This is a genomic window from Symbiobacterium turbinis (genome assembly GCF_055383075.1).
The window spans coordinates 2,801,523-2,826,458 of the sequence record NZ_AP042433.1; the positions used below are offsets into that span (position 1 = coordinate 2,801,523).

General features: G+C 65.2%; 15 protein-coding genes, 2 rRNA genes, 1 pseudogene and 1 other annotated feature. Of the genes and pseudogenes, 1 reads left to right on the forward strand and 17 read right to left on the reverse strand.

Translation table 11 applies throughout. The features are described 5' to 3' along the window. Positions 1-44: 44 nt before the first annotated feature. The 4 genes from ACZ45O_RS13535 to metG all read right to left on the reverse strand — a co-directional run bounded on the left by ACZ45O_RS13535 (position 45) and on the right by metG (position 8,322). Positions 45-3,397, reverse strand: a 23S ribosomal RNA gene (locus ACZ45O_RS13535). Positions 3,398-3,580: 183 nt separating this feature from the next. Then, positions 3,581-5,144, reverse strand: a 16S ribosomal RNA gene (locus ACZ45O_RS13540). The 16S and 23S rRNA genes sit together here, the layout of an rRNA operon. A 363-nt stretch (positions 5,145-5,507) precedes the next feature. After that, positions 5,508-6,284: a TatD family hydrolase gene (locus ACZ45O_RS13545; RefSeq protein WP_464853698.1), complete on the reverse strand. Its 777-nt coding sequence runs from the start codon at positions 6,282-6,284 to the stop codon at positions 5,508-5,510. Positions 6,285-6,363: 79 nt separating this feature from the next. Continuing rightward, the gene (gene metG / locus ACZ45O_RS13550) at positions 6,364-8,322 is read right to left on the reverse strand and encodes a methionine--tRNA ligase (RefSeq protein ID WP_464853699.1); all 1,959 of its coding nucleotides are present in this window, start codon (positions 8,320-8,322) and stop codon (positions 6,364-6,366) included. A gap of 61 nt (positions 8,323-8,383) precedes the next feature. Continuing rightward, positions 8,384-8,639, reverse strand: a binding site (T-box leader). 282 nt (positions 8,640-8,921) lie between these two features. Between metG and ACZ45O_RS13555 the strand changes: the two genes are divergently transcribed. Beyond that, a complete protein-coding gene (locus ACZ45O_RS13555; RefSeq protein ID WP_464857763.1) occupies positions 8,922-9,179 on the forward strand; it encodes an AbrB/MazE/SpoVT family DNA-binding domain-containing protein in 258 nt (85 codons plus the stop codon). A gap of 48 nt (positions 9,180-9,227) precedes the next feature. Here the strand turns inward: ACZ45O_RS13555 and ltrA are convergent, their stop codons facing one another. From ltrA to ACZ45O_RS13620, 13 genes and pseudogenes are all read right to left on the reverse strand, one after another. Further along, positions 9,228-10,517 (reverse strand): group II intron reverse transcriptase/maturase, encoded by a 1,290-nt coding sequence (gene ltrA / locus ACZ45O_RS13560; RefSeq protein WP_464853701.1) that lies wholly within the window; start codon positions 10,515-10,517, stop codon positions 9,228-9,230. A 585-nt stretch (positions 10,518-11,102) separates the two neighbouring features. Further along, complete coding sequence (locus ACZ45O_RS13565) at positions 11,103-12,398, reverse strand: IS110 family RNA-guided transposase (RefSeq protein WP_464846448.1); 1,296 nt, start codon at positions 12,396-12,398, stop codon at positions 11,103-11,105. Between the two features lie 481 nt (positions 12,399-12,879). Then, positions 12,880-13,725: a 16S rRNA (cytidine(1402)-2'-O)-methyltransferase gene (gene rsmI, locus ACZ45O_RS13570; protein ID WP_464853703.1), complete on the reverse strand. Its 846-nt coding sequence runs from the start codon at positions 13,723-13,725 to the stop codon at positions 12,880-12,882. A gap of 609 nt (positions 13,726-14,334) precedes the next feature. Next, positions 14,335-14,973 (reverse strand): annotated as a pseudogene (locus ACZ45O_RS13575) (PSP1 domain-containing protein); the annotation flags it as partial. A gap of 60 nt (positions 14,974-15,033) precedes the next feature. Further along, a complete protein-coding gene (holB, locus tag ACZ45O_RS13580; protein ID WP_464853704.1) occupies positions 15,034-16,032 on the reverse strand; it encodes a DNA polymerase III subunit delta' in 999 nt (332 codons plus the stop codon). A gap of 12 nt (positions 16,033-16,044) precedes the next feature. Continuing rightward, positions 16,045-16,374, reverse strand: a complete 330-nt coding sequence (locus ACZ45O_RS13585; RefSeq protein WP_464853705.1) for a cyclic-di-AMP receptor — start codon at positions 16,372-16,374, stop codon at positions 16,045-16,047. Positions 16,375-16,394: 20 nt separating this feature from the next. Next, entirely contained in the window at positions 16,395-17,039 is a 645-nt protein-coding gene (gene tmk, locus ACZ45O_RS13590) for a dTMP kinase (RefSeq protein ID WP_464853706.1), read from the reverse strand. Positions 17,040-17,045: 6 nt separating this feature from the next. Further along, complete coding sequence (locus ACZ45O_RS13595; RefSeq protein ID WP_464853708.1) at positions 17,046-18,455, reverse strand: aminotransferase class I/II-fold pyridoxal phosphate-dependent enzyme; 1,410 nt, start codon at positions 18,453-18,455, stop codon at positions 17,046-17,048. A gap of 56 nt (positions 18,456-18,511) precedes the next feature. Beyond that, positions 18,512-19,504, reverse strand: coding sequence for an ATP-binding protein (locus ACZ45O_RS13600; RefSeq protein ID WP_464853710.1), 993 nt, complete (start codon positions 19,502-19,504; stop codon positions 18,512-18,514). Further along, the gene (locus ACZ45O_RS13605; protein ID WP_464853712.1) at positions 19,494-20,525 is read right to left on the reverse strand and encodes a DnaD domain-containing protein; all 1,032 of its coding nucleotides are present in this window, start codon (positions 20,523-20,525) and stop codon (positions 19,494-19,496) included. Before ACZ45O_RS13605 ends, ACZ45O_RS13600 begins: the two co-directional genes overlap by 11 nt. A 177-nt stretch (positions 20,526-20,702) precedes the next feature. Further along, positions 20,703-22,970: a thiamine pyrophosphate-dependent enzyme gene (locus ACZ45O_RS13610; protein WP_464853713.1), complete on the reverse strand. Its 2,268-nt coding sequence runs from the start codon at positions 22,968-22,970 to the stop codon at positions 20,703-20,705. Between the two features lie 6 nt (positions 22,971-22,976). Further along, the gene (locus tag ACZ45O_RS13615) at positions 22,977-24,008 is read right to left on the reverse strand and encodes a 2-oxoacid:acceptor oxidoreductase family protein (RefSeq protein ID WP_464853714.1); all 1,032 of its coding nucleotides are present in this window, start codon (positions 24,006-24,008) and stop codon (positions 22,977-22,979) included. Positions 24,009-24,271: 263 nt separating this feature from the next. Continuing rightward, entirely contained in the window at positions 24,272-24,430 is a 159-nt protein-coding gene (locus ACZ45O_RS13620; RefSeq protein WP_464853716.1) for a hypothetical protein, read from the reverse strand. Positions 24,431-24,936: the final 506 nt, after the last annotated feature.

The following is a 24,936-nucleotide window of genomic DNA, read 5'->3' on the forward strand; positions in this document are numbered from 1 at the left end:
CTTACCCTCAAAACTGTACAGTGAACATGCGCTATAGCTGCAGCGAAATCAAGCCCTCGGCCGATTAGTACCGGTCTGCTCCACGACTTACGCCGCTTCCACTCCCGGCCTATCTACCTGGTCATCTTCCAGGGGCCTTACTCCCTTCACGGGATGGGAGATCTCATCTTCGGGTCGGCTTCGCACTTAGATGCTTTCAGCGCTTATCCGTTCCGGCCTTGGCTACCCAGCGGTGCCCCTGGCGGGACAACTGGTACACCAGCGGGCCGTCCACCCCGGTCCTCTCGTACTAGGGGCAGATCCCGTCAAATCTCCTGCGCCTGCGATGGATAGGGACCGAACTGTCTCACGACGTTCTGAACCCAGCTCGCGTACCGCTTTAATCGGCGAACAGCCGAACCCTTCGGACCGACTTCAGCCCGAGGATGCGATGAGCCGACATCGAGGTGCCAAACCTCCCCGTCGATGTGGACTCTTGGGGGAGATCAGCCTGTTATCCCCAGGGTAGCTTTTATCCGTTGAGCGACGGCCCTTCCACTCGGTACCGCCGGATCACTAAGCCCGTCTTTCGACCCTGCTCGACCTGTCTGTCTCGCAGTCAAGCCCGCTTCTGCCTTTACACTCCCCGGATGATTTCCAACCATCCTGAGCGGACCTTTGGGCGCCTCCGTTACCTTTTGGGAGGCGACCGCCCCAGTCAAACTGCCCACCTGGCACGGTCCACTACCCCGATCCAGGGGTCCGTGTTAGAACTCCGATGCTGCGAGGGTGGTATCCCAACGGCGCCTCCACTGAATCTGGCGACCCAGTTTCCAAGGCTCCCACCTATCCTGTACACGCACCACCAAAGTCCAATGCCAAGCTACAGTAAAGCTCCATGGGGTCTTTCTGTCCAATCGCAGGTAACCTGCATCTTCACAGGTATTTCAATTTCACCGGGTCCCTCGCTGAGACAGCGCCCAAGTCGTTACGCCATTCGTGCGGGTCGGAACTTACCCGACAAGGAATTTCGCTACCTTAGGACCGTTATAGTTACGGCCGCCGTTTACTGGGGCTTCGGTTCAAAGCTTCGGCCTTGCGGCCTGACCTCTCCCCTTAACCTTCCAGCACCGGGCAGGCGTCAGCCAGTATACGTCGCCTTCCGGCTTAGCACTGACCTGTGTTTGTGGTAAACAGTCGCTTGGGCCTCTCCTCTGCAACCTCCCCCAGCTTTGAGGCGTCTCTCCTCTCACCAGGGAAGGCCATCCTTCTCCCGAAGTTACGGATGCATTTTGCCGAGTTCCTTAGCGAGGGTTCTCCCGCGCACCTGAGGATTCTCTCCCCGCCTACCTGTGTCGGTTTGCGGTACGGGCACCCCGGGTCTCCCTAGCGGCTTTTCTCGGCAGTGTGGCGTCAGGGGCTTCCCTACTTCAATTCGGTCGGCGTCACGGCTCACGTTTAGTCCGACGGACTTCCCTGCCGGACCACGCTTCCCGCTTACCCCGGCACGACCAACGGCCGGGTCCCCCTAGCCTCCTGCGTCCCCGCATCGGTCAAGCGACCCGTAGGTGGTACAGGAATGTCGACCTGTTTCCCATCGCCTACGCCATTCGGCCTCGGCTTAGGTCCCGACTGACCCTGAGCGGACGAGCCTTGCTCAGGAATCCTTAGGCTTTCGGTGGACAGGATTCTCACCTGTCTTTTCGCTACTCATACCGGCATTCTCACTTCCATGCAGTCCACATGTCCTTCCGGTCATGCTTCTGCCCGCATGGAACGCTCCCCTACCGCGTGAGCAGTGAGATGTGAGTAGTGAGTAGTGGGTCACTGCAGTCTTTGCATCAACGTGTAGATCTGCTTCCCGAGCTGTTCGTACCCGGATATGACTTTGTCCATCGCAGCGATCTCGTAACCGAGATCCCTGGCCAGACTCAGAAGGACGTACATCTCGTTGGCAGACCCCAACGCAATCCGCAAAAGTGTCGGAAGTCAGCGGCTGAATCGCGCCGACCGAATCCCTCGGCGATGTTCGCCGGGATGGACACGGCCGCTCGACGCAACTGCTGTCCCAACTCAAACTGTTCGTGGGCCGGAAATCTACGGGTCAGCCGGTGCACCGTCAGCGCCAGTTCGTAGCCCTGCTGGTACACCCGCAGATCCTGAAAACTCCGGACCCCACTCACTGCTCACCACTCACCTCTCACCGCTCACACCCGCAGCTTCGGTGTCCTGCTTAGCCCCGAGTATTTATGGCGCAGCGTCATTCGACCAGTGAGCTATTACGCACTCTTTCAATGATGGCTGCTTCTAAGCCAACATCCTGGTTGTCTCTACAACGCCACATCCTTGACCACTTAGCAGGAACTTGGGGACCTTAGCTGGCGGTCTGGGCTCTTTCCCTCTCGACGACGGACCTTAGCGCTCGCCGTCTGACTGCCGGCCATACTTGCTGGCATTCGGAGTTTGACTGAGTTCGGTAACCGGTGTAGGCCCCTAGCCCAATCAGTGCTCTACCTCCAGCAAGCTCACATGCCGACGCTAGCCCTAAAGCTATTTCGGGGAGAACCAGCTATCTCCCGGTTCGTTTGGCTTTTCACCCCTATCCACAGCTCATCCGGTAGCTTTTCAACGCTAATCGGTTCGGGCCTCCACGGGGTCTTACCCCCGCTTCACCCTGGCCATGGATAGATCACCGGGTTTCGGGTCTACAGCCACTGACTACGCCCTCTTCAGACTCGCTTTCGCTTCGGCTCCGGGCCTGAGGCCCTTAACCATGCCAGTGACCGTAACTCGCCGGTTCATTCTGCAAAAGGCACGCACTCACGCTCTTATGGCGCTCGTACTGCTTGTAGGCACACGGTTTCAGGGTCTCTTTCACTCCGCTCCCGCGGTGCTTTTCACCTTTCCCTCACGGTACTGGTTCACTATCGGTCGCCAGGCGTATTTAGCCTTGGAGGGTGGTCCCCCCGGATTCCCACGGGATTCCTCGTGTCCCGTGGTACTTGGGATCCGCCTTGCGGCCCCTCGCCTTTCGCCTACAGGGCTTTTACCTTCTGTGGCCGGCCTTTCCAGACCGGTTCGGCTAGACTCCGGGCATCGCATTCTCGGCGTCCCGCAACCCCAGCGCCGATTGCTCGGCGCTGGTTTAGGCTCCTCCCCGTTCGCTCGCCGCTACTGAGGGAATCTCGGTTGATTTCTTTTCCTCGTCCTACTGAGATGTTTCAGTTCGGACGGTGCCCTCCGCACAGCCTATGGATTCAGCTGTGGGTGACTGGCCATTACGCCAGCCGGGTTGCCCCATTCGGAGATCCCCGGATCTACGCCTGCTTGCGGCTCCCCGAGGCTTATCGCAGCTTTCCACGTCCTTCATCGGCACCTGGCGCCAAGGCATCCACCGTGTGCCCTTCCTAGCTTGATTTCGCTAAGAATCGCATGTTCACTGTGCAGTTTTCAAGGTACGACCTGGGGTTCTTCTCGAACCCTCAAAACTAAACAGTGCAGAATCGGTCCGCCAAACAGCCGCCAATTCCCCCCAGCCCGTTTTGATGGGCTGAGTATCGACCTGGGAGTCTCCCCCTGCTCAGGGAGGAAAGCTCCTTAGAAAGGAGGTGATCCAGCCGCACCTTCCGATACGGCTACCTTGTTACGACTTCACCCCAGTCACCAGCCCCACCTTCGGCGGCTGCCTCCCCTTGCGGGGTTAGCTCACCGACTTCGGGTGTTGCCAGCTCCCATGGTGTGACGGGCGGTGTGTACAAGGCCCGGGAACGCATTCACCGCGGCATGCTGATCCGCGATTACTAGCAACTCCGACTTCACGCAGGCGAGTTGCAGCCTGCGATCCGAACTGAGACCGCCTTTCAGCGATTGCCTCCCCCTCGCGGGTTCGGGGCGCTCTGTGACGGCCATTGTAGCACGTGTGTAGCCCAGGACATAAGGGGCATGATGATTTGACGTCATCCCCACCTTCCTCCGGTTTGTCACCGGCAGTCTCGCATGAGTCCCCACCTTTACGTGCTGGCAACATGCGACAGGGGTTGCGCTCGTTGCGGGACTTAACCCAACATCTCACGACACGAGCTGACGACAACCATGCACCACCTGTCTCGCCGTTCTCCCGAAGGAGCACTCCCGCATTTCTGCAGGATTCGGCGGATGTCAAGCCCTGGTAAGGTTCTACGCGTTGCTTCGAATTAAACCACATGCTCCGCTGCTTGTGCGGGCCCCCGTCAATTCCTTTGAGTTTCAGCCTTGCGGCCGTACTCCCCAGGCGGAGCGCTTATTGCGTTAACTACTGCACGAGGGGGGTCGATACCCCTCACACATAGCACTCATCGTTTACGGCTAGGACTACCAGGGTATCTAATCCTGTTTGCTCCCCTAGCTTTCGCGCCTCAGCGTCAGTTACTCCCCAGGCAGCCGCCTTCGCCACTGGTGTTCCTCCCGATCTCTACGCATTTCACTGCTACACCGGGAATTCCACTGCCCTCTAGAGCACTCAAGCCCATCAGTTTCAGAGGCACGCCCGGGGTTGAGCCCCGGAGTTTCACCCCTGACTTAACAGGCCGCCTACACGCCCTTTACGCCCAGTAATTCCGGACAACGCTCGCCCCCTACGTATTACCGCGGCTGCTGGCACGTAGTTAGCCGGGGCTTCCTCGCCTGCTACCGTCAAACCCTGCCCATTTCCTGACAGGGCCCTTCTTCGCAGGCAACAGAGCTTTACAACCCGAAGGCCTTCCTCGCTCACGCGGCGTTGCTGCATCAGCCTTTCGGCCATTGTGCAAAATTCCCGACTGCTGCCTCCCGTAGGAGTCTGGGCCGTGTCTCAGTCCCAGTGTGGCCGGTCGCCCTCTCAGGCCGGCTACCCATCGTCGCCTTGGTGAGCCGTTACCTCACCAACTAGCTAATGGGCCGCGGACCCCTCCTCTGCCAGCGCCAATCGCTCTAGCGCCTTTTCTCCCAGCCCCATGCGGGGCCGTGAGCTTATCCGGTATTAGCAGGCCTTTCGGCCTGTTATCCCAGAGCAAAGGGCAGGTTATCCACGTGTTACTCACCCGTCCGCCGCTAGGCTTTGAAGCCGAAGCCTCAAAGCCCCGCTCGACTTGCATGTCTTAGGCACGCCGCCAGCGTTCGTCCTGAGCCAGGATCAAACTCTCCGTGGAAAAGTTCGATTGGCTCGATTGAAGTACTCGGCTCGCTTGGCTTTTCCTCTTCTGCACTGTCTAGTTTTCAAGGTTCGAGACCGCCGCTGCCGTCAGGCGACAGCTTTATCAGTTTAGCAAGCTCTCGGCTTCGTGTCAACCGGCCAGTTCGTTCCAGCCGTTCGTTTCCACCGGCCGCTTCCGGCCCGGCCGCTCCGGCCGAGCCCGCCGCCAACCGGCGGCAAGAAGTCATTCTATCAGGCAGACCGATCGGCGTCAACCGACCAATTGCTGGTTGGCCCGCGCCGCCCGGCATGACGCCGGCAAGATGTTAGTATACCGACTGCCGGGCGGGGAGTCAACACACACCGATCTTTCGGTTGTCTATCCATCCAGCCCGAGTGCGCGCCGCGCGTTGGCCGTGGTGGCCGCCGCGATGTCCTCCAACGTCGTGCCACGCAGCTCGGCCAGGAACTCCGCCACGATCCGCACGTAGCCCGGCTCGTTCCGCTTGCCCCGGTGCGGCACGGGTGCGAGGTAGGGATCGTCGGTCTCCAGCACGATGCGATCCAGCGGCAGCCGCTGCGCCACTTCGCGGCCGACCGGATTGTTCTTATAGGTGACGGTGCCGCCGATTCCAATGTAGAAGTTCAGCGCGAGGCACCGCTCCGCCATCTTCCAGTCGCCGGAGAAGCAGTGCATGATGCCGCCGACCTCGTCCGCCCGCTCCTCCTCCAGGATGCGCACCACATCCTCGTGCGCATCACGGTTGTGAATGACCAGCGGCAGCCCCAGCTCGCGCGCCAGGCGAATCTGCTTTCGGAACACATCCCGCTGCACGTCGAAGGGCGCCCGATCCTTCCAGTAGTAATCGAGGCCCACCTCACCCAGCGCCTTCACCCGCGAATGGCGCGCCGCCTGCCGCAGCTCGGCCTCCGCCTCAGGCCCCCATTCCAGTGCGCTGGTCGGGTGAATGCCCACCGCGGCCCACACCCAGTCCCGCTGCTCGGCAAAGGCCAGCGTGACCGGCAGCAGCGCCCGCTCGAAACCGATCACCATCAGCTGGCTCACGCCCATCTCCTGCGCCCGCGCCAGCACCTCGTCCCGGTCGTCTGCGAACTGGTGGGCCGTATCCACGTGCGAGTGCGTGTTGAACAGCATGTTGCGTCCCTCTTTCAGTCGATCTCCCCGGGCGCCGGCCGCGGCGCCCGGGGAGAGGTGGTCTGGCTCACTCTCGGACTCACTTCACGCGCATCCCGGTGGGGAAGTCCGGCTTATCCAGGGTGACCAGGCTCAGGCTGCCGTCCTCCGCGGTGGCGGCCAGCAGCATGCCGTGCGACTCCACGCCCCGCAGCTTCTTCGGCTTCAGGTTGGCCACCAGGATGATCCGCTTGCCGATCAGCTCCTCCGGCGTGTAGTGCTGCGCGATGCCCGAGACGATCTGACGGCGCTCTTCGCCCACCGCCAGCACCAGCCGCAGCAGCCGGTCCGCCTTGGGCACCCGCTCCGCCTCCACGATCTCCGCGACCTTCAGCTCGACCTCGGCGAAGTCATCGTACTCGATCTGCGCCACGCCTTCCACCGGTTCAGACTGCTTGGCTGCTGGAGCGGCCGCAGGCTTCTTCCCGCCCTCGCTTACGGAGGCCTGGTCGTCATCCTTCGGTACCTCGATCCTCGGGAAGAGCGGGCTGCCCCTGCGGATCGCGGTGCCCGGCTTCAGGCCGCCCCAGGCGACCGCCTGCTCCCAGGGGATCGTCCGGACCTGCTCGGGCTCCAGGCCAAGCTGCTCCCAGATGCGCTCGGGCGTGTGCACCAGGAACGGAGTGAGCGCCACGGCGACCAGGCGCAGCGACTCCGCGAGACTGTACAGCACGCTGCGGAGCTGGCCGGCCTTGCCGGGATCCCGCGCCAGGGCCCACGGGGCCTGTTCGTCGATATACTTGTTCGCCCGGTCCACCAGCCTCCACAGCGCCGCCAGCGCGGTGGAAAGCTCCAGCCGGTCCATGGCCTCCTGGAACTCCCGGAGCACCTGCCCGGCCAGGTCGGCCAGCACCCGGTCGTCATGGTCCGGATCGGGCTCCGGCACACTGCCGCCGCTGAACTTGTTGATCATCTGCGTGGTGCGGGAGAGCAGGTTGCCCAGGTCGTTGGCCAGGTCGTTGTTCGTGCGCAGGATGAACGCCTCTTCGGTGTACGTGCCGTCAGAGCCGAAGGGCACCTCCCGCAGCAGGTAGTAGCGGACGGCGTCCACCCCGTACCGCTCGATGAGGACAAACGGGTCGACCACGTTGCCCTTGGACTTGGACATCTTCTCGGCCTGGGTGCCGAACAGCAGCCAGCCGTGGCCGAAGACTTTCTTGGGCAGGGGCAGGTCGAGGGCCATCAGGATGCACGGCCAGATGATGGTGTGGAAGCGCACGATCTCCTTGCCCACCAGGTGCACGTCGGCCGGCCAGAACTTCTGGTACAGCTCGTCGTTCTCCGTGCCCCAGCCCAGGGCGGAGATATAGTTGGAGAGCGCGTCAATCCACACGTAGATGGTCTGCTTCTCATCGATGGGCACCGGAATCCCCCAGCGCACGGTGCTGCGCGAGACACAGAGATCTTCCAGCCCCTGGTTGATGAACGAGACCATCTCGTTCTTGCGCGTCGCCGGCTGGATGAAGTCGGTTTCCTCGATATACTGCAGCAGCCGGTCAGCGTACTTGGAGAGGCGGAAGAAGTAGCTCTCCTCCTTGGTCCACTCCACGGGGCGGCCGCAGTCCGGGCAGAGGTTGCCCTCCTTCAGCTTGCCCTCGATCCAGAAGGTCTCGCACGGCGTGCAGTACCAGCCCTCGTACGAGGCCTTGTAGATGTCTCCCTGGTCATACAGCTGCTTGAAGATCTTCTGCACGACCCTCTTGTGCCGCTCCTCCGTCGTGCGGATGAAGTCATCGTACGAGATGTGCAGGGCCGCCCACAGCTCCTTGATGCCGGCGACGATCTCGTCGACGAACTCGATCGGCGTCTTCCCCTCCGCGAGGGCCGCCCGCTCGATCTTCTGACCGTGCTCGTCGGTGCCGGTCAGAAAGTACGTCTCGTGCCCCAGCCGGCGGTGATAGCGCGCCAGGGCGTCAGCGGCGACAGTCGTGTACGAGTGGCCGATATGCAGCTTGCTGCTGGGGTAGTAGATGGGCGTTGTGATATAAAACTTGGTCATGCGGAAAACCCCTCCTCACCAAAAGCTTGCCCCGTCAAACACAAGAAGCCTCGTCCCCCGCGAAAGGGACGAGGCTTGCACCCCGTGGTACCACCCTTTTTCGTTCGACGCACGTCGAACCTCATCCGGATACAGGCATCGCGCCGATATCCTGGCCCGCTAACGGGAGCCCCCCGTCCCAGCCTACGCAGTTCGGACGAACCTTCAGCCGGCCGCTCCAGAGCCATGTTCGGGTCATCTCGGTCGCCGCCGGCTTGCACCACACCCGGCTCGCTGTGGGGACCTCAGACCTTACTCATCTCTTTCATCGCGTTTGAATGGCCTTAGTATAGGCGACTCCGAAAACGCTGTCAAGAGATCGCAACGCCGTCTCCTGCTAAGGCTTGCCGCACTTGGGTAAAATGCCCAATTGACCCTTGACTTAGGACGCCCATCCAGTTATGGTTGTCATAAGCGGGCAGACTGCCCTTAATCTTGCAGCCGTTCGAATGTGCCCCAGGTAACGTTAAAGCATTGCCTTGACTTTTTCTGCCATAACTGTTATCATCGGTGATAGAGCTTTCGCAGCCCCTGGATGCAAGGAGGGAATGTGCCATATGATGAAGTCCACGGGAATTGTCCGGAAGGTAGACGAGCTCGGCCGGGTCGTCATTCCGATCGAACTCCGTCGGACGTTGAACATTGAAGAGAAGGACTCCCTGGAGATCTACGTCGACGGGGACAAGATCATCCTGCGCAAGTATGAGCCGGCGTGCGTCTTCTGCGGCAACGCGGCCAATGTGGAAAACTTCAAGGGTAAGAACGTTTGCCAGTCCTGCCTTGCCTCCATGGCTGATCGTGCTCATCAAGTGGGGTAAACCAAATACCGGGGATCGAGTAGGAGGGGGCGGCTAGCCCCCGTCCTCTCACACCACCGGACATGCGGGTCCGCATCCGGCGGTTCGCCAAGATTGACGAGTAGCTTCATAGCATTCGGTCAGGCTTATCAGCCCCTGGGCACGCCAGTAGGCGTTGCCCAGGGCGTTGTGTAGTGGGCCACCTGCCATCCGCCACGGGCCTTTACGGCTGTTGGCGAGTTGGCAGACTACCCATTCGGGCAAACCGAGGGCGCGCAACTCCCGAAAGCGCGTGCGTACACGCTTCCACTGCTTCCATACGCATGCTCGCAGCCGACGCTTCAGCCATCCTTCGAGTCTTTCAAAGGCTGACCTGGCATCGGAGAGCGCATAGTACCCAACCCAGCCCCGCAAGTAAGCGTTCAGGCGTCGGATTCGGTCCTCCATACTCTCGCTGCGGTTGCGGTCCGTCAGCGTGCGAAGCTTGTCCTTCACGCGCTTCAGGCTCTTCGGTGCCAGCCGGATGCGCACTCCCCGGCGCTTGTAGAAGCTAAACCCGAGGAACTGCCGCTTCCATGGCCGGTCCACTGCGCTCTTCTCCTCGTTGACCTTCAGCCGTAACCGCTCCTGCAGGAAGTGGCGCACGCTCCTGTAGACCCGTTCTCCCGCCCGCTTGCTGCGGACGTAGATGTTGCAGTCATCGGCGTACCGGACGAAGTGGTGCCCGCGGCGCTCCAGCTCCTTGTCGAGGTCATCCAGCAGGATGTTCGCCAGCAGCGGGCTCAGCGGACCGCCCTGTGGCGTCCCTTCCTCCGTCGCCGCGACTACCCCGTTCAGCATGGCCCCGGCCTGTAAGTACCGCCGGATCAGCCGCAGCACTCGCTTGTCCGTTACCCGCCGGGCCACGCGAGCCATCAGCACGTCGTGGTTGACCCGGTCGAAGAACTTCTCCAGGTCCATGTCCACCACCCAGTCGTACCCTTCCTCCACGTACTGACGTGCCTTCCTGACCGCGTCATGACCCCGCCGCCCCGGCCGAAAGCCGTAGCTGGATTCGGAGAATGTCGGGTCAAAGATTGGCGTCAGTACTTGCAGGAGTGCCTGCTGGATCAGGCGGTCCATCACGGTGGGAATACCCAACATCCGCTTGCCGCCGCCCGGTTTCGGGATTTCGACCCGGCGGACTGGCTGCGGTCTGTAGGTCCCCCGGAGCAGTTCCTCACGGATGCGGCTCCACTCTGCGCGGATCTGGTCCCGCAGCCGTTCGGTGGGGACACCGTCCACGCCTGGGGCGCCTCCGTTCCGCTCCACCCGTTTCAGGGCGGCCAGCATGTTCTCCCTGGCCACCACCTGCTCCATCAGCTTGCCTTGCTCCCCGCAGGGTGACGCTCCGCCTTGTGCCGGCTGCCCACTCCGCCCTCTCGCCGTCCCTTGCGGCTTCACCGCTACCTCCGGCGAGCAGGCCCCGTGCGGGGTTTTCTGCGTTTGTCGCGGGCTGCTCGAACGCAACGGGTTCACCCCTCTCCTGACGTTCGGCCCTTCCCGGTCGGGGCGTCCCCCTGCCGGTACTATGGCCTATCTCGATGTTATGCACTCAAACTCTCTCAATTTCGCTGGTTCGCACCATTTCGCGTCCTGCCACTTGGCTCAGACACACCCATTGGACGAAAGACTCTGACTTCTGGTGCGAGACAAACGCGGGGTGGCAGAGAAGAGCCCCGTGCGACTCTTCAGACATGCCCTGTATGCTGCCGCCTGGACGGGTCCCACGTACTCCGCCCCCGGCCACCCTATCATGTCTCCCGGGGTCCTTGCCCTCAAAGTCCTTCGTCCTGCCTAAATGGGGGCGGGTGGGGCGCTAGTACTTTGCTGCAGGGTCATGCCCTTCCAGCCATAGTCGGCTTCCCCCACCCAAAGCGGCACATCTATCGGCACACCGCCCTCTCAGGCGGCGAGACCTAACTGCTCCGCCCGCCAGGCCCCCAAGGCCCTGGCCGGATCATAGCTACACTGCTTCCTGACCAGGGTGAACAGCACCCGCAACAGCTTGCACGCCAGCGCCACCAGGGCCTGCTTGCCCTTGAGCGGGTTCTGCTGGCGAGTCCTGAAGTGCTTGTACAGCGCTCGAAACTCCCGGTTCTTGGCGGCCGCCGTCATCGCCATCTGGTACAGCACGTGGCGCAGTCCAGGCCGGCCGCGCTTGCTGATGGGCGTCCGGCTGCGGTCCCGCTGCCCCGACGTGTTCTCTGTCAGGTTGTAGCCCGCCAGCTTGCGAAGTTGCCGCCAGTCCGCATACCGGCGCAGGTCGCCTACCTCGCCTAGGAAGGCAGCAGCGGTCACCACACCGACCCCAGGCACGCTCAGCAGGTACTGGGCGAGGCCCGTCTTCTCCAACGCCTCGGCCATTGCCGCCTCCGTCTCCGCCAACCGTTCCTTCCAAAAGATCACTTCTTGGAGGATCTGCCGCAGCTGAAGCCGGGCGGCGTCCAGCCCGTACGGCACCCCTATAGACCGCCGAGCCGCTTCCTGCAGGTCCTGGGCCCGCCGGAGCCCGACCCGCCGGTTGCTGGCAGCCCGGAGTTCCGCCGCCAGCTGAGTCACCGGCACCGCCAGCACGTCCTGTGGAAACGGCCGGTACTGCAGCACATACAGCGACGCCTGACCGAGCGGGTCGGCAAACACCTCCGTGTACTCCGGGAAGTACTCGTCCAGGAGCGCCTGCAGCTGGTTCAGGGCGGCGTTCAGCTTCCGCCGGTGTTGCTGCCGGGCCTGGGTTAGGATCCGCAGTTCTGCATAGACCCCGTCTGGCAGATACGGCACGGAGAACCGGCCTTGCAGGACCAACTGGGCGTTGAGCCAGGCGTCTTTACGGTCGTTCTTCGTGGGCGAGTTATCGTCCAGTTCCTTGCTCGCCTTGACATGGGCCGGGTTGACGATGACCACCGTGAAGCCCACCTGCTGGAGATACCACGCCAGCGGCTTCCAGTAGTGCCCGGTCGGTTCCATCCCCACCACCACGCGGGTAGCGCCAGCCTTCTCCTTCGCTCGTGCGATCTTTCCCAGTAGACGGTCGAACCCTTCCCTGCTATTCTGGAAATGGAAGGGGCTGCCCACGGGCACCTCGGTCACTCCGTCGACCACCCAGGCCCAGTGCTTCCGCTTGGCGATGTCGATACCGACCACCACCGTGGGTTCACCTCGGACCAGGGCCAATTTCCTGGCTCGCTGCTTCAATTGCATTGCGTTCCGTGACCTCCTGTTACGAGTGGTGATTACCTTTCACACCCTACCGTATCAGGAGGCCTTTACTTTTCTCAACGCCGTCCTACATCATTACAGGACTGCTTTGCTGACTTCTGCCGGTTCAGCCGGGCCTCCCGACCCGGGTTACCAGCGTTGCTGGCGTTCCCGGCAGACCTCCCCGGGTAAGGACGCTGACCTTCGCCCCGCACCCGCCCCATCTACTGCACCGCCCTTTGGCAGCCTCGGGTTTTGCTGTGGTTCGCCAGCTCACCCAGGCGGCACAGCCTCCTATGAGGTTCGTGTTCCTCGGGTCGTGGCTTTGCCTCCGGCTTCCTCCAGATTCCGCCTCGCGACGGACACCCTTGCCTTTGGCTAGCGGGCTCGTGCTGCCTCGCCCGCAGCGGACTCTCACCGCCAAGTCAGCGCCCATGCCGGGCGCACCAAGCAAAAGCACTCCGCCAGCGGCGGAGTGCTTTTTTCATTCCTGTTCCTTCGCATCCAGCAGCGCCTGGTAGACAGCCTTGCGGGAGACCCCGTACCGCAGAGCGACCTCCTTCATCGCCACCTTCCGGTCCACCCCCTGCGCCATGAAGGCCTCTACCTCCCGGGCAAGGAGCGCCGGATCGGGCGCTTCGCCCCCGGCGGCGTCCTCCTCAGCGCCCTGCAGCACCAGCACGAACTCCCCTCTCGGAGCGTGGCGGGTGAAGTGGTCGATGACCTCTGAAATGGCGCCCCGCACGTACTCCTCGTGGATCTTCGTCATCTCCCGCCCGGCCACCATCTGCCTGTCCCCGAGCGCCGCCCGCAGGTCGCGGAGCGTCTCCAGCAGGCGGTGCGGCGCTTCGTACAAGATGAGCGTTCGCTCCTCACCCTTCAGCCGCTCCAGCGCCCGCCTGCGCTCCCGGCCCTTGTGGGGCAGGAATCCCTCGAACGCAAAGCGCCGGGTCGGAAGCCCCGATGCCACCAAAGCGGTCACGAACGCGGTGGGCCCCGGGATGGGGACGACGGGGATCCCCGCCTCCACCGCGCTCCGAACCAGTTCCTCGCCCGGGTCGGAGATGGCCGGCATCCCGGCGTCGCTCACAAGAGCAACGTCCTCACCCTCCAGCAGCCGCCGGATCAGCATCGGACCCGCCTTGCGCCTGTTGTGCTCGTGGTAGCTGGTGGTCGGCGTGTCAATCTGAAAGTGCTGCAGCAGTTTCCGCGTCTCCCGCGTGTCCTCGCACGCGATCACGGCCACCGACCTGAGGATCCGCAAGGCCCGGTGGGTGATGTCCTCCAGGTTGCCGATCGGCGTGCCGACGATGAAGAGCGTGCCCGCCACGTCCCGTCAGCCTCCCGTGGGTTATCCGCCGGTCTGCCCGCCGGCTGCCGGCTTCTCGCCGCCAGCTGACGCCCCGCCGACGGCGCCGCTGGCGGCGGCGGCCGCGCTGCGCCTCCGGCGGCGCCGGCGCCCGCTGCGCGCGGACCGCTCCGCGGTCTTGGCCTCGCCCTGCCTTGCAGCCGCATCCTGGGCATCACGGGCGCGCTGAGCCCCGTGCTGGTCGCCCTGATTCTGCTCGGCACGGGACTGCTCGCCCCTGGTCTCCTGCCGCCTGCTCTGCCGCTTCGTGCGCCTGGCCTCGCCGGACTTGCTCCTGCTCCGCCGCTCGCTCTTGGCGCTGCCGGTCTCCTGAGCCGGAGCTTCGACCGTCGCACCGCCGTCCTGGGCCCTGGCGCCCCGCTTCCGGCCGCGTCCCCGCCTGGCCGGCTTTTCCTCCTCGCCGGCCGCTGCGATCCGGGCGTTTCCACCTCCGCGCGGCTGCGGCGCCTCCTCCACAACAGGCGCCGGGGGCTCCGCCAGCCACTCGACCTCGGGCAGCTCCTCCGGTTCGGAATCGGGCAGCGGCGGCGGCACATAGCCGGGGGCCAGGGTCGGATCCTCTTTCGCCGCCTCGTAGGTCTCCTGCTCGTAGCGCAGGCAGCACATCAGCCTCCCGCAGAGCCCCGAGATCTTCGAGGGATTCAGCGAGAGGTTCTGATCCTTGGCCATCCGGATCGACACCGGCGAGAAATCGCCGAGGAAGCTGGTGCAGCAGAGGACGCGCCCGCAGGGCCCAATGCCCCCGAGCAGCTTGGCCTCATCCCGCACGCCGATCTGGCGCATCTCGATGCGGGTGCGGAAGACTGAGGCCAGATCCCGGACCAGCTCGCGGAAATCGACCCGCCCCTCCGCGGTAAAGTAGAAGATGATCTTTGACCCGTCAAATGTTTACTCAACGTCGACCAGGTACATATCGAGGTTGTGCGCCTCGATCTTCTGGAGAGCGATCGCAAAGGCATCCTTCTCCTTGCGCTTGTTCACCTCCGCGATCTGCGCGTCCCGGTCGTTCCCAATGCGAATCACCTTTTTCAGGGGCTGGACCACCTCGTCGTCCGGGACCTCTTTCGGCCCGACGACGACCTCCCCGTACTCCACGCCCCGCACCGTCTCGACGATGACTCGATCTCCCTGGGCGACGGGCAGCTCGCCGGGATCGAAGTAGTAAACCTTCCCGGCCAGCTTGAAACGTACGCCAACGACACAGACCACCCCGTCACCTCCTCGCTGCCGTGTGCAGCACCGGTTCATGATCTCGCCCTGCAAGCCTGCTCACGGCTGAGCAGCGCTGTGGAGGTCAAGCAGCAGCACATCCAACGCCAGCCGAGTGTTGGCATTGCGCAGCAGCGCTCCCCGCGCGGCAGCCAGGCTCTCCAGCATCGCCATCAGGCCGGGGCCGCCGTAGCGCCGGGCCAGCCTGCGCGCGTCCGCGATCCGGTCTGCGTTGACGACCAGCCGCTCCGGCGCCTCCCGGGCGAGCAGGAGCGCGTCCCGCAGCCAGAGGGCGGTCATCTCCAGCCGCTCCTCCAGGAGTTCTTTCTCCTTCTCCCACGCTGCGGCCTGCTCCAGAAGCGCCGCATCGTCCATCTCCCCCAGGCCGAGGAGCAGGTCAAATGCCTCATCCCGACGCCGGCCCACCTCCGGGCTGGCGGCCATCGCCAGGGCCGCCCCCACCGAACCGCCCGAGAGCGACGCAAACAGGCAGGCTTCCTCGGCGCCGATTCCGGCCTTCTCCTGCAGCACGGCCGCGACCTCCTCCGGCGGCAGTGGCGAGAAATGCACGATCTGGCACCGGGAGACGATGGTCGGCAGCACCCCCGCTGCGTTGGTGGTCAGCAGGACGAAGCGGGCGTAGGCCGGCGGCTCCTCCAGGACCTTGAGCAGCCGGTTGCCGGATTCGGCGTTCATCCGCTCGGCCCCGTCGATGATGACGACCTTGAATCGTCCCTCCGTCGGGCGGGCGTACACCTCGTTCTGCACCCGGCGCATCTGCTCGGTCTTGATCAGCCGCCCGTCGGGCTCCACCACGATCACGTCCGGATGCACCGGCGGGTCCGCGGCCAGCTTCAGGCAGGAGCGGCACGCCCCGCAAGCCTCGCCCGCCTCAGACGCCAGGCAGTTGAGACTGCGGGCCAGTTCGGCCGCGGCCAGCCGCTTCCCCACCCCGGGAGGGCCGGCAAACAGGTAAGCATGGGCAACCCGGCCGCCGGCCACCGCCCGCCGCAGCAGGTCGACGGCCAGGCGCTGGCCGCGAATCGCAGACCACGTCACGCCCAAGGCCCCCTAGAACTGCTCGAAGCGCTCCACGTCGAGCACGAAGATGGTGGCGCCACCCACAGTAATTTCCACCGGATAAGGGATGTACGAGTCCGCCGGCCCGCCCATGGGTGAAAGCGGCGTGACCAGCTGCTCCCTCGAGCGGCAGGTGCTCTTGATGATGCGCAGGATGTCCTCCACCCGATCGTCCTCCACCCCCATGAGAAGGGTGGTGTTGCCCTCCCGCAGAAAGCCGCCCGTCGAGCTGAGCTTGGTCGCGCGGAAGCCCTCCTGGGTCAGCCCCGACAGCAGGCGGTGGGTATCCTTATCCTGAACGATCGCGATGATCAGTTTCACGGAGGTTCGCCCCCTTTCGCTCACGTTGTGACGCCGGCCCCGCGGAAGCGGCGGGGCAGCACTTCCTCCACCAGCCTCCGGATCTCGCTCTGCGTCTCGTCCACGCTCCTGGACGCATCGACCACCTTCACGCGCCGGGGCTCCGCCCGGGCCAGTTCCAGGTAGCCCTCCCGGACCTGCTGGTGGTACTCCAGGGCCTTTCGCTCGATGCGGTCGGCCTCCTCGCCGCTCCGCCTGGCCATGGCGACCTCCGGGGCCACATCGAGCACGATCGTGCGGTGCGGACGCAGGGCGCCCGTGGCCATCTCGTTGATTGTCAGCAGGAACTCCATCGGCAGGCCTCCGGCAGCGCCCTGGTAGACCAGCGACGAGTCGACGAAGCGATCACAGATCACCACCTTGCCCGCCTCCAGGGCCGGCCGGATCGTGCGGCTCACGTGCTCGGAGCGGCTCGCCGCGAACAGCAGGGCCTCCGTGATCACCGACATCCCCCGGTTGGCCGGATCCAGAAGGATCTGGCGGATCTGCTCGGCGATCGGCGTGCCGCCCGGCTCCCGGGTGAAGACGTAGGGAACGCCCCGCTCATCGAGGTACTGCAGCAAGAGCTTGATCTGGGTCGACTTGCCGGAGCCGTCGACCCCCTCGAAGCTGATGAAGACCGACACCGCCGCTCACTCCTCCACGACCTGGATGCTGCGCAGCTGAGGATCCGCAGGGCCCTGGAGGTGCCAGCCGGCGCGGGCGGCGTGCCGGAGGTAGTCCAGCACATCCGCCGTCAGCCGCTCGCCCGGCGCCACCACCGGGATGCCCGGCGGGTACGGCGCCACCAGCTCGGCCGCGATGCGCCCCTCCGCACGGCCGAGCGGCACCGGCTCCTTTCGGGCTAAGTATGCCTCCCGCGGGGGCAGAATCACCTCGGGCCACGGCGGCTCCGGCGGGAGGACAGGCGCACCCTCTCCCGCAGGCAGCCGCTCCAGCCCCGCAATCAGCGCGTCCAGCTGCTCCCGGGAATCCCCGGGAGACAGCACGGCCAACAGATACGTCAGGCCAGCCGCCTCCACGGCCACCCCGGCCTCCTCCCACAGCCAGTCCGCCGCCCGGAAGCCCGTCGTGCCCCGGCCCCGCACGTCGATGAGCAGCTTGGTGGGGTCGTCGGTCGGGCGGACCCGGAGTCCCGGCAGGGCGTCGATGCGCCGGCGCGCCTCGTGGGCGAGCTCCAGCGCACGCTCCCAGGCCTCCCGCCCCCGCAGGGCCAGCTCGCGCCGGGCCAGGTCCAGCGAGGCCATCAGCAGATACGAGGGGCTGGTGCTCTGTACCAGCCTTAGCATCTCCTGCAGCCGCTCAGGAAGGATGCGGCTTCCGTGCCCCAGGTGGCACAGGGAGGACTGGGTCAGGCTGCCCCCCGTCTTGTGCAGCGACTGCACGACCCCGTCTGCCCCCAGGGAGAGCGTCGAGGGCGGCAGCGCGGGATGGAAGGGGAAGTGCGCGCCGTGGGCCTCGTCCACCAGGGCGGGCAGCCCTGCGCGGTGAATGAGCCCGATCGCGGCCGCGGTGTCCGCGGCGATGCCGTAGTAGGTGGGGTGAACCAGCACCGCCGCAGCCGCGCCCGGCAGGGCCGCCGAGAGCGACGCCAGGTCAGGGCCGGTTGCGATGCCCAGCTCCGCATCGAAGGTCACCCGCACCCAGCGGGGCCGGAGCCCGGCCAGGATCAGGGCCCCGAGCACGGAACGGTGGGCGTTGCGCGGCACCGCGATGGTCTCGCCGGGACGGCAGGCGGCGAGGATGAGCGCATGCAGGCCCGCCGTGGTGCCGCCCACAAGGAAGTAGCTCCGCCAGGCGCCGAAGGCCGCGGCGGCCAGCTCCTGCGCCTCGGCGATGACCCCTTCCGGCGCGTGCAGGTCGTCGAGCCCGGGGGCCTCGGTCAGGTCGATCGCCAGGGCAGAGGGCCCGAGAAAGTCCCGCCACTCCGGGGGCGCGGCGCGGCCCAGCTTGTGCCCGGGCACATGCAGCGGCGCCCGCACACGCGCGGCGTACTCTGTGAGCGCCGTGAAGAGCGGCGTCCGCTCCTGGTCCTGTGCCAATTGGCCACCCTCCTCACGGCTCTATTCGACGGTGCGGCGCGGTACACCTGCGAGGCTCAGCGCCCGTGCGCCCGCAGGCGCAGCACCCGCCGCACATCCTCGCCCTCCAGGGTGAGGGCCTCGAAGCCGAAGAGCAGCCGCGAGGCGATGCGCTCCCCGTATGTATCCTGCAGTTCGGCCGCCCGCAGGTTGGTGGAGACGACCATGGGCATCTGGCGGTTCAGCCGCACGTTGATGAGGTTGAACAGCTCCTGGGCCACGAACTCGGTCGCCTTCTCCGCGCCCAGGTCGTCCAGGATGATCAGGTCGACCTCCAGCAGCCGCTGCGCGGCCTCCCGGAAGTCGGCCTCGTCGTCGAACTTCTCGGCGCGGATGAGGTCGATGAACTCCGCCAGGGTGAAGTAGAGCACCGTCTTGCGGGCCGCGATGACGTGGTTGCCGATGGCCGAGGCCAGGAAGGTCTTTCCCAATCCCACCCCGCCCTGCAGGAGCAGTGACCTGCGGCACCGCCCGTCCGCCACCTCCTCGGCGAAGCGGCGGCAGTCGGCCAGAACCCCGGCGTTGTGCTTCCGGTTCTCCGGCGGGTAGACGGTAAGGTCAAAGCGGTCGAAAGTCTGCTCCCGCAATGGACCGGTGAGGCCCGCCACCCGGTAGAGGTCCTCGATCTCCTCCTGGATGAGGCACCGGCACTTGCGGGGGGGCGATACGGTGTCGCCGGCTTCGGTGTCCCGGATCCAGCCGGTGTTCTGGCACTCCGGGCAGTCCCAGTGCACCTCCAGCTCCCGGGGATCGATGCCGTGCCGGCGGAGGATCTCCTCCCGCTCCTGCGAGAGCCGGAGCGACCAGTCCCGCAGTTCCTCGAAGGTCATCTTGAAGCGGGTCGGCCGCTTCAGGTAGAGGCGCGCCAGATCCAGCCCGATCTCCGCCTGCAGCGCCTTGATCTCGGCCAGCCGGGGCAGCCGCGCGAAGATGGCCGCCTCCCGCTCGGCGCGCTCCTGTTCCAGCTGGCGGATGCGGGCCTCCCGGCGTTTGGCCCGCTCAATCGTCATATCGCTTAAAGACAACCTCATAGTAACTATCATCCTTCTTCTCGCGCTTCAAGATGACGTTGGACTGGCCGGAACCCCTGCGGCCCGACCGCGCAGCGCGGCCGGACTCCACGCCCGCGGCCGCCGTCTGCCGCTTCTGCTCCAGCATGCGGTCCAGGTCCGCGCGGGTGCGGATGCCTTCCTGCAACCAGCTCTCGAGCACCTTGTTCGTGTACTGCAGCGGGTTCTTCGCGCCGGCCGACTGCTCGCAGGCCTGGAGGATGACGTCGTCGTCGAACCCCCACTCCTCGTACCAGCGTTCGATCATCGCCTGCTCCGCGGCGGTCAGCGGCCGCTTGATGCCCAGGGCGTGCGTCGCCTTGCGGTGGCGGGCCACGGCCTTCTGGTGCTCCTCCAGGTACGCGGCCACCTGCGTCGGCGTCTGCAGCCCCGCTTCCGCCCACTCCCGCGCGATCGCCTTCAGGTAGCTCATGCGGGTTACCCCCTGGCGGAGACCTTCCCGCAGCACGGCTTCCACCATCTCCACCGCAAACCCGTACTCGTCCACCCACGACAGAATCTCGCGCACGTCGCGGGTGGAGAGCGAGCGCCCCAGCAGCCGTTCCGCCAGGGCAACGGCCGGGTGGGGCCCCTTCCGGGCCATCTCCCTCTGGTGCTCGTGCCAGTACTCCTCCCATACGGCGTAGAGGCGCGCGAAGAGCGGTCCGAAAGAGAACGTGACCTCATTCTCCGTCACATGGTCGCAGCGGGTGATCATGTCCTCTTCCAGCTGCAGCACCAGGGTGCGGACCTGGTCGAAATCGCGCGGCGTGTTGCGGCGGGTAACCGTGTAAACGCTGTAGGGGCTCTCTCCCGGCCCCCCCACACAGGCGAGCACGGCAAAGATCTTGCCGATGCGGTCGTAGTCGAGACCGAGATCCAGGGTATAGTCAAACAGCATCCGGGGGATGTTGACGAAGCCCCGCTTCATCAGCGCCTCAAAAAAACCGAACTCACCCGGCCCCTCGGGCGCGAGTGCCATTCGGCACCCCCCCTTTCGCAAAGTCGGTCCACCGCGCGCCCGTGCGGGTTACGCGCTGTACAGTGGCGTCGCGAGTTTCTCCGTGGCCCGCGCAAACTCCTGCCCTGCGGGCGCGGCCCCGCGCGCCGGCGGGCGCGCGGAAGGCCGCCGGCTTCCTGTCCGGCGGCCTTTCACTCGCTATAGGTCGGGGTGTTCGCTCATCGCCTTGATCCGGCGGAACCGGCGGTCAACCTCCCGCTGGAACTCCGCCAGCACCTCGGCGAACTCCGGCTTCAGCAGGTGGCGCGTCTTGCCCATCATCTTCAGCCACTCTTCCACGGGGATCTTCCGGCCCCTGGCCTCGGGGTCGTACGTCAGCCGGGTCTTGCCCCGCTCCACCTCGTAGAGCGGGAAGAAGTTGCAGTCCACGGCGGCCTGCACGATCTTGGTGCCCAGCCGGTCCTCCGCGAGCCAGTTGAGCGGGCAGGCGATCAGGAGCTTGCCATAGGCCAGGCCGACGTTCTTGGCGTACCACTGTGCCTTGGCCGCCTTCTTCCACAGGTCCTGCGGCTGCGACTCCACGGCCGTGAACACGTACGGGATGTGGGTCGCGGCCATGATCTGCGGCGTGTCCTTGTGGTGGAACGTCTTGCCGCCGCCCAGGCTGCCCACGTTGGAGGTGGCGGTTCTGTGGCCGATGGGCGTGGAGTAGGAGAGCTGCGAGCCGGTGTTCATATAGCCCTCGTTGTCGTACTCCAGGATGATCATGTTGTGGTTGCGCAGAGCGGCGCCGATGGCCGGCCCCATGCCAATGTCCATGCCCCCGTCGCCGGTCACCATCACGAAGGTGATGTCCTCGCCGACGTCGATCTCGCCCCGGCGCTTCTTCTCGTGGAACACCTCCACCACGCCCGAGAGCGTCGCCGCGCCGTTCTGGAACAGGTTGTGGATATAGGTGACCCGGTGGGCCGAGTAGGGATAGCCCGTGGTGACCACCATCGCGCACCCGGTCTGGAAGAGCACAACCACGTCGCCGGAGAGCGCGCGGAAGAAGTTGTCCAGGGCCGGGAAGATGCCGCAGCCCGGGCAGGCGCCGTGCCCCGGCGTGATGCGCTTGGGCATCTCCATCATCTTCCGGGGCGGCGGTACGGTGACCTTCACCTCGTCACCCACGACCTCGACCTTCACCGGCGACTGCTGCTCCTCGCGGGTCAGCGGCCGCACCACCGGCAGGGCTTGCGTCTCGGTGGCCGCGGTGGTGCCGTGGTAGTCGAAGGGCGCCTCCACCCGGCCTGTGCGGGCCATCTCCAGGGCCAGCGCGAAGAACGCCTCGGCGTCGGCCGGGTAGAAGTCCTTGCCGCCCAGGCCGTAGATGCGGGTGGCCACCAGGGTGCGGTTGTCCGGATCGTCCTTCAGGGCGGACTTGATCTCATGCGACAGGTTGCCGCCGCCCGAACCGTAGGAGTCGGCCCGCTCGCCGATGACGATCGCGGCCACCCCGCGCAGGGCCTCCCGGATCTCGGCGGCCGGGAACGGCCGCAGCACGTGCAGGGTCAGCACGCCGGCGCGCACGCCCTGCTCCCGCAGCTGGTCGGCCACCTGCTTGCCGGTGTCGGCCGCGGAGCCCAGCAGCACGACCGCCACGTCCGCGTCCTCCATGCGGTAGCCCTCGACCATCTCGATCCGACGGCCGGAGATCCGCTCCCACTCGGCGAAGACCTCGGGGATCACCCGGCGGGCGGCCTCCATGGCCAGGTGCAGCTGGTACTTGTTGTTGATCAGGTCCGGGTCGTTCATATAGGGGCCGAAGGTCTTCGGATTGCGGGGATCCAGGGCGTGGGGGAAGCCCTCGGGCTGCGGCCCGACGAACTCCTGCAGCACCTTCGGATCCTCGAAGTACGAGACCCTCCGCTTCTGGTGGCTGGTGAAGAATCCGTCGAAGCCGACGATCACCGGCAGGCGCACCTCGGGGTGCTCGCCGACCCTGACGGCGATGGGGTGCAGGTCGTAGACCTCCTGCGGGTTGTTCGCGTACAGGATGATCCAGCCCGTGTTCAGGGCGAAGTAGAGGTCGGAATGGTCCCCGCGGATGTCCAGCGGCCCCGACACCGACCGCGTGACCAGGTCGAGCACCATGGGCATGCGGGTGCCCGACTGCACAGGCATCTGCTCCAGGGCGTACAGGTAGCCGTTGGCCGAGGTGGCGTTGAACACCCGCCCGCCGGCCACCGCGGCGCCGTAGCAGATTCCGGCGGCGCCGTGCTCGCCGTCGCCGGCGATCATCGCGATGGTGTTCTCGCCCTCCACCCGCATTTCGTCAATATACTCGGCGATCTCGGTGGACGGCGTGATCGGGTAGTAGCCCATCAGGTGGAAGTTGATCTGGCTCGCCGCCAGGGCGGCCATCTCGTTGCCCGACTTGAAGGTGGTCTTCTGGACCCTCAGCTGCTCCTCTTTCAGCGCCATGACCGCTCACCTCCCCACAGCCAGCAGATGGTCGTGCCGCACAGTGTGGGCGTCCGCGTAGCCGTCGTGCTCGCGCAGCTCCCGCAGGGCGTCCACCGGGCAGGCCTCGACGCACTTCAGGCAGCCCTTGCAGTACTGGTAGTTGATCCCCTTCAGCACCATCGCGGGCCGTCCCCGCTTGTCGACCCCCTCCTCCCACACGAAGCAGAAGTCGGGGCAGACCAGGTCGCACTGCGCGCAGTCAATGCACTTCTCCCGGAGGAACTCCGGCAGGAAGCCCTGGCGCGAGGCGCTCAGGTCCTTCAGGGCCATGTTGCCCGGGTTGGGGATGACGCCGCCGATGGGCATGTTCAGGTAGCCGTAGGCGGCGCCGGAACCGCGGCTGCGGGCGGCGGGCGCTTCCGCAGACGGGCCGAAGTATTCGAACTGAATCTCCTCGTAGCCCCGCTCGAAGCAGCGCAGATTCCCAGGAACGGTGCGGGGGTACTTCTTCATGAACGTATCGGTGATGAGGGCCTTGATCGCCTCGGTGTCGAGGAAGTCCGCCGCGCGGGCGATGGCGCCGAGCACGGCCATGTTGACCCGGGAGCCCGTCTCCACCGCAATGGTGGTGGCGTCAAAGGTCCCGATGGTCACGTCGTCCAGGCCGAGCATCTGCCGGATCTCGTCCGGCCGCTTTCGGGTATTCACGATCACCACACCGCCCGGGCGGAGGCCGTCCGCGACCGGTTGCGCGCGGATGAGGGCTTCATGAAAGATGCAGACGATGTGCGGCTCCTCAATGGGCGAGCTGATGCGGATCGGGGTGTCAGGTTCGGCGAAGCGGATGAAGGACTTCACGGGCGAGCCCTTCTTCTCGGAGCCGTAAGAGGAGAAGTTGGCGCCGTTCAGGCCCTGGTACAGCACACCGGCCTCGGCCAGCATCTTGCCGGCGATGTTGGCGCCGTAGCCCCCGATCGATTCCAGCCGGATGTTGAAAAACCCGAGCTCGTCCTTGACGGGGAGCCGGATCGTTCCCTGCGTGGGGGTCGCAGCCACAGAAGTCTACCTCCCCTGCACGGTCGTCACGCCTGACACGAAAGTGCTACTACCGCGTGCCGGCGTAGGCATAAGGTACTAATCACTATACCACGTCAAGCCTTCGCCTGCCAATAGCCGGTTTTCGACGGCGAAATGCATTCGTGAACCGGCAAGCTGCATTTGGGGGGGTGCCTGCCTCTCCGGAACTGGGCGGCGAAACGCGCGAAAAGGGCTGTCTCCGGCGCGCACCCGGGACAGCCCCTGTCCTCATTCTGATGCAGTTATCCTTCGGCCGGGTACAGGACGACCAGCAGGAAGGTGGCCACGGGTCCCAGGATCAGCGAGAGCAGGAACCAGAGGAGTCCGCTCTTTCGCTTGCACTGCGCCAACCCGGCGTTGACCAGGGCCAGCGTTCCCCAACCCATCGCGTATTCCCGCATGACGGCAACACCCTCCTTCGTTCGCGCTTCTGCGTGATTGGCGGCATTAGGAAGAGTCCCGCTCCGGGGTGAAAGGTTCGATCCCGCCGCGGTGCGCGCGAATAGGGCCTGAACCGGCGACTGGCGCCGATTCAGGCCCGGGGCAGAGTCCGGGCTCCAGGAGGCCGACGAGCCATCCCGATGCCCGGCGCAGTTCCGAGGGAACGAATGTGTACTTTCCGAGAACCCGTTTCCCACAACCGTTCCCAGCACCGCGTACCCGCTGACCCTTGTCGTGCCTGGCGTTCGCGAAAGTGCACATTCTTGCCACTGCTCTCCCGCGGTAGCCTGCCCCCCCTTCCGGGCCTCCGGACCAGTGAGCCACAGGGCGTGTTGTGGGGCGCCGAACACGGGCTTCACAGCGCGGTCGGTACGCCGGCGGCGGCCTGCCCTTTGGAACGAATGTGCACTTCCCCAACCCCCGGTGCCACAAGCGTTTCCGGGAACACGTTCCCCCTAGCCCGCGC

Coding starts and splice junctions, on each gene's coding strand:
- ACZ45O_RS13600 (WP_464853710.1), bottom strand. CDS start 19,504: ATGACGATTGAGCGGGCCAAACGCCGGGAGGCCCGCATCCGCCAGCTG.
- ACZ45O_RS13565 (WP_464846448.1), bottom strand. CDS start 12,398: ATGCAATTGAAGCAGCGAGCCAGGAAATTGGCCCTGGTCCGAGGTGAA.
- ACZ45O_RS13545 (WP_464853698.1), bottom strand. CDS start 6,284: ATGCTGTTCAACACGCACTCGCACGTGGATACGGCCCACCAGTTCGCA.
- metG (WP_464853699.1), bottom strand. CDS start 8,322: ATGACCAAGTTTTATATCACAACGCCCATCTACTACCCCAGCAGCAAG.
- ACZ45O_RS13620 (WP_464853716.1), bottom strand. CDS start 24,430: ATGCGGGAATACGCGATGGGTTGGGGAACGCTGGCCCTGGTCAACGCC.
- ACZ45O_RS13605 (WP_464853712.1), bottom strand. CDS start 20,525: ATGGCACTCGCGCCCGAGGGGCCGGGTGAGTTCGGTTTTTTTGAGGCG.
- ACZ45O_RS13610 (WP_464853713.1), bottom strand. CDS start 22,970: ATGGCGCTGAAAGAGGAGCAGCTGAGGGTCCAGAAGACCACCTTCAAG.
- ACZ45O_RS13555 (WP_464857763.1), top strand. CDS start 8,922: ATGAAGTCCACGGGAATTGTCCGGAAGGTAGACGAGCTCGGCCGGGTC.
- ltrA (WP_464853701.1), bottom strand. CDS start 10,517: ATGGAGCAGGTGGTGGCCAGGGAGAACATGCTGGCCGCCCTGAAACGG.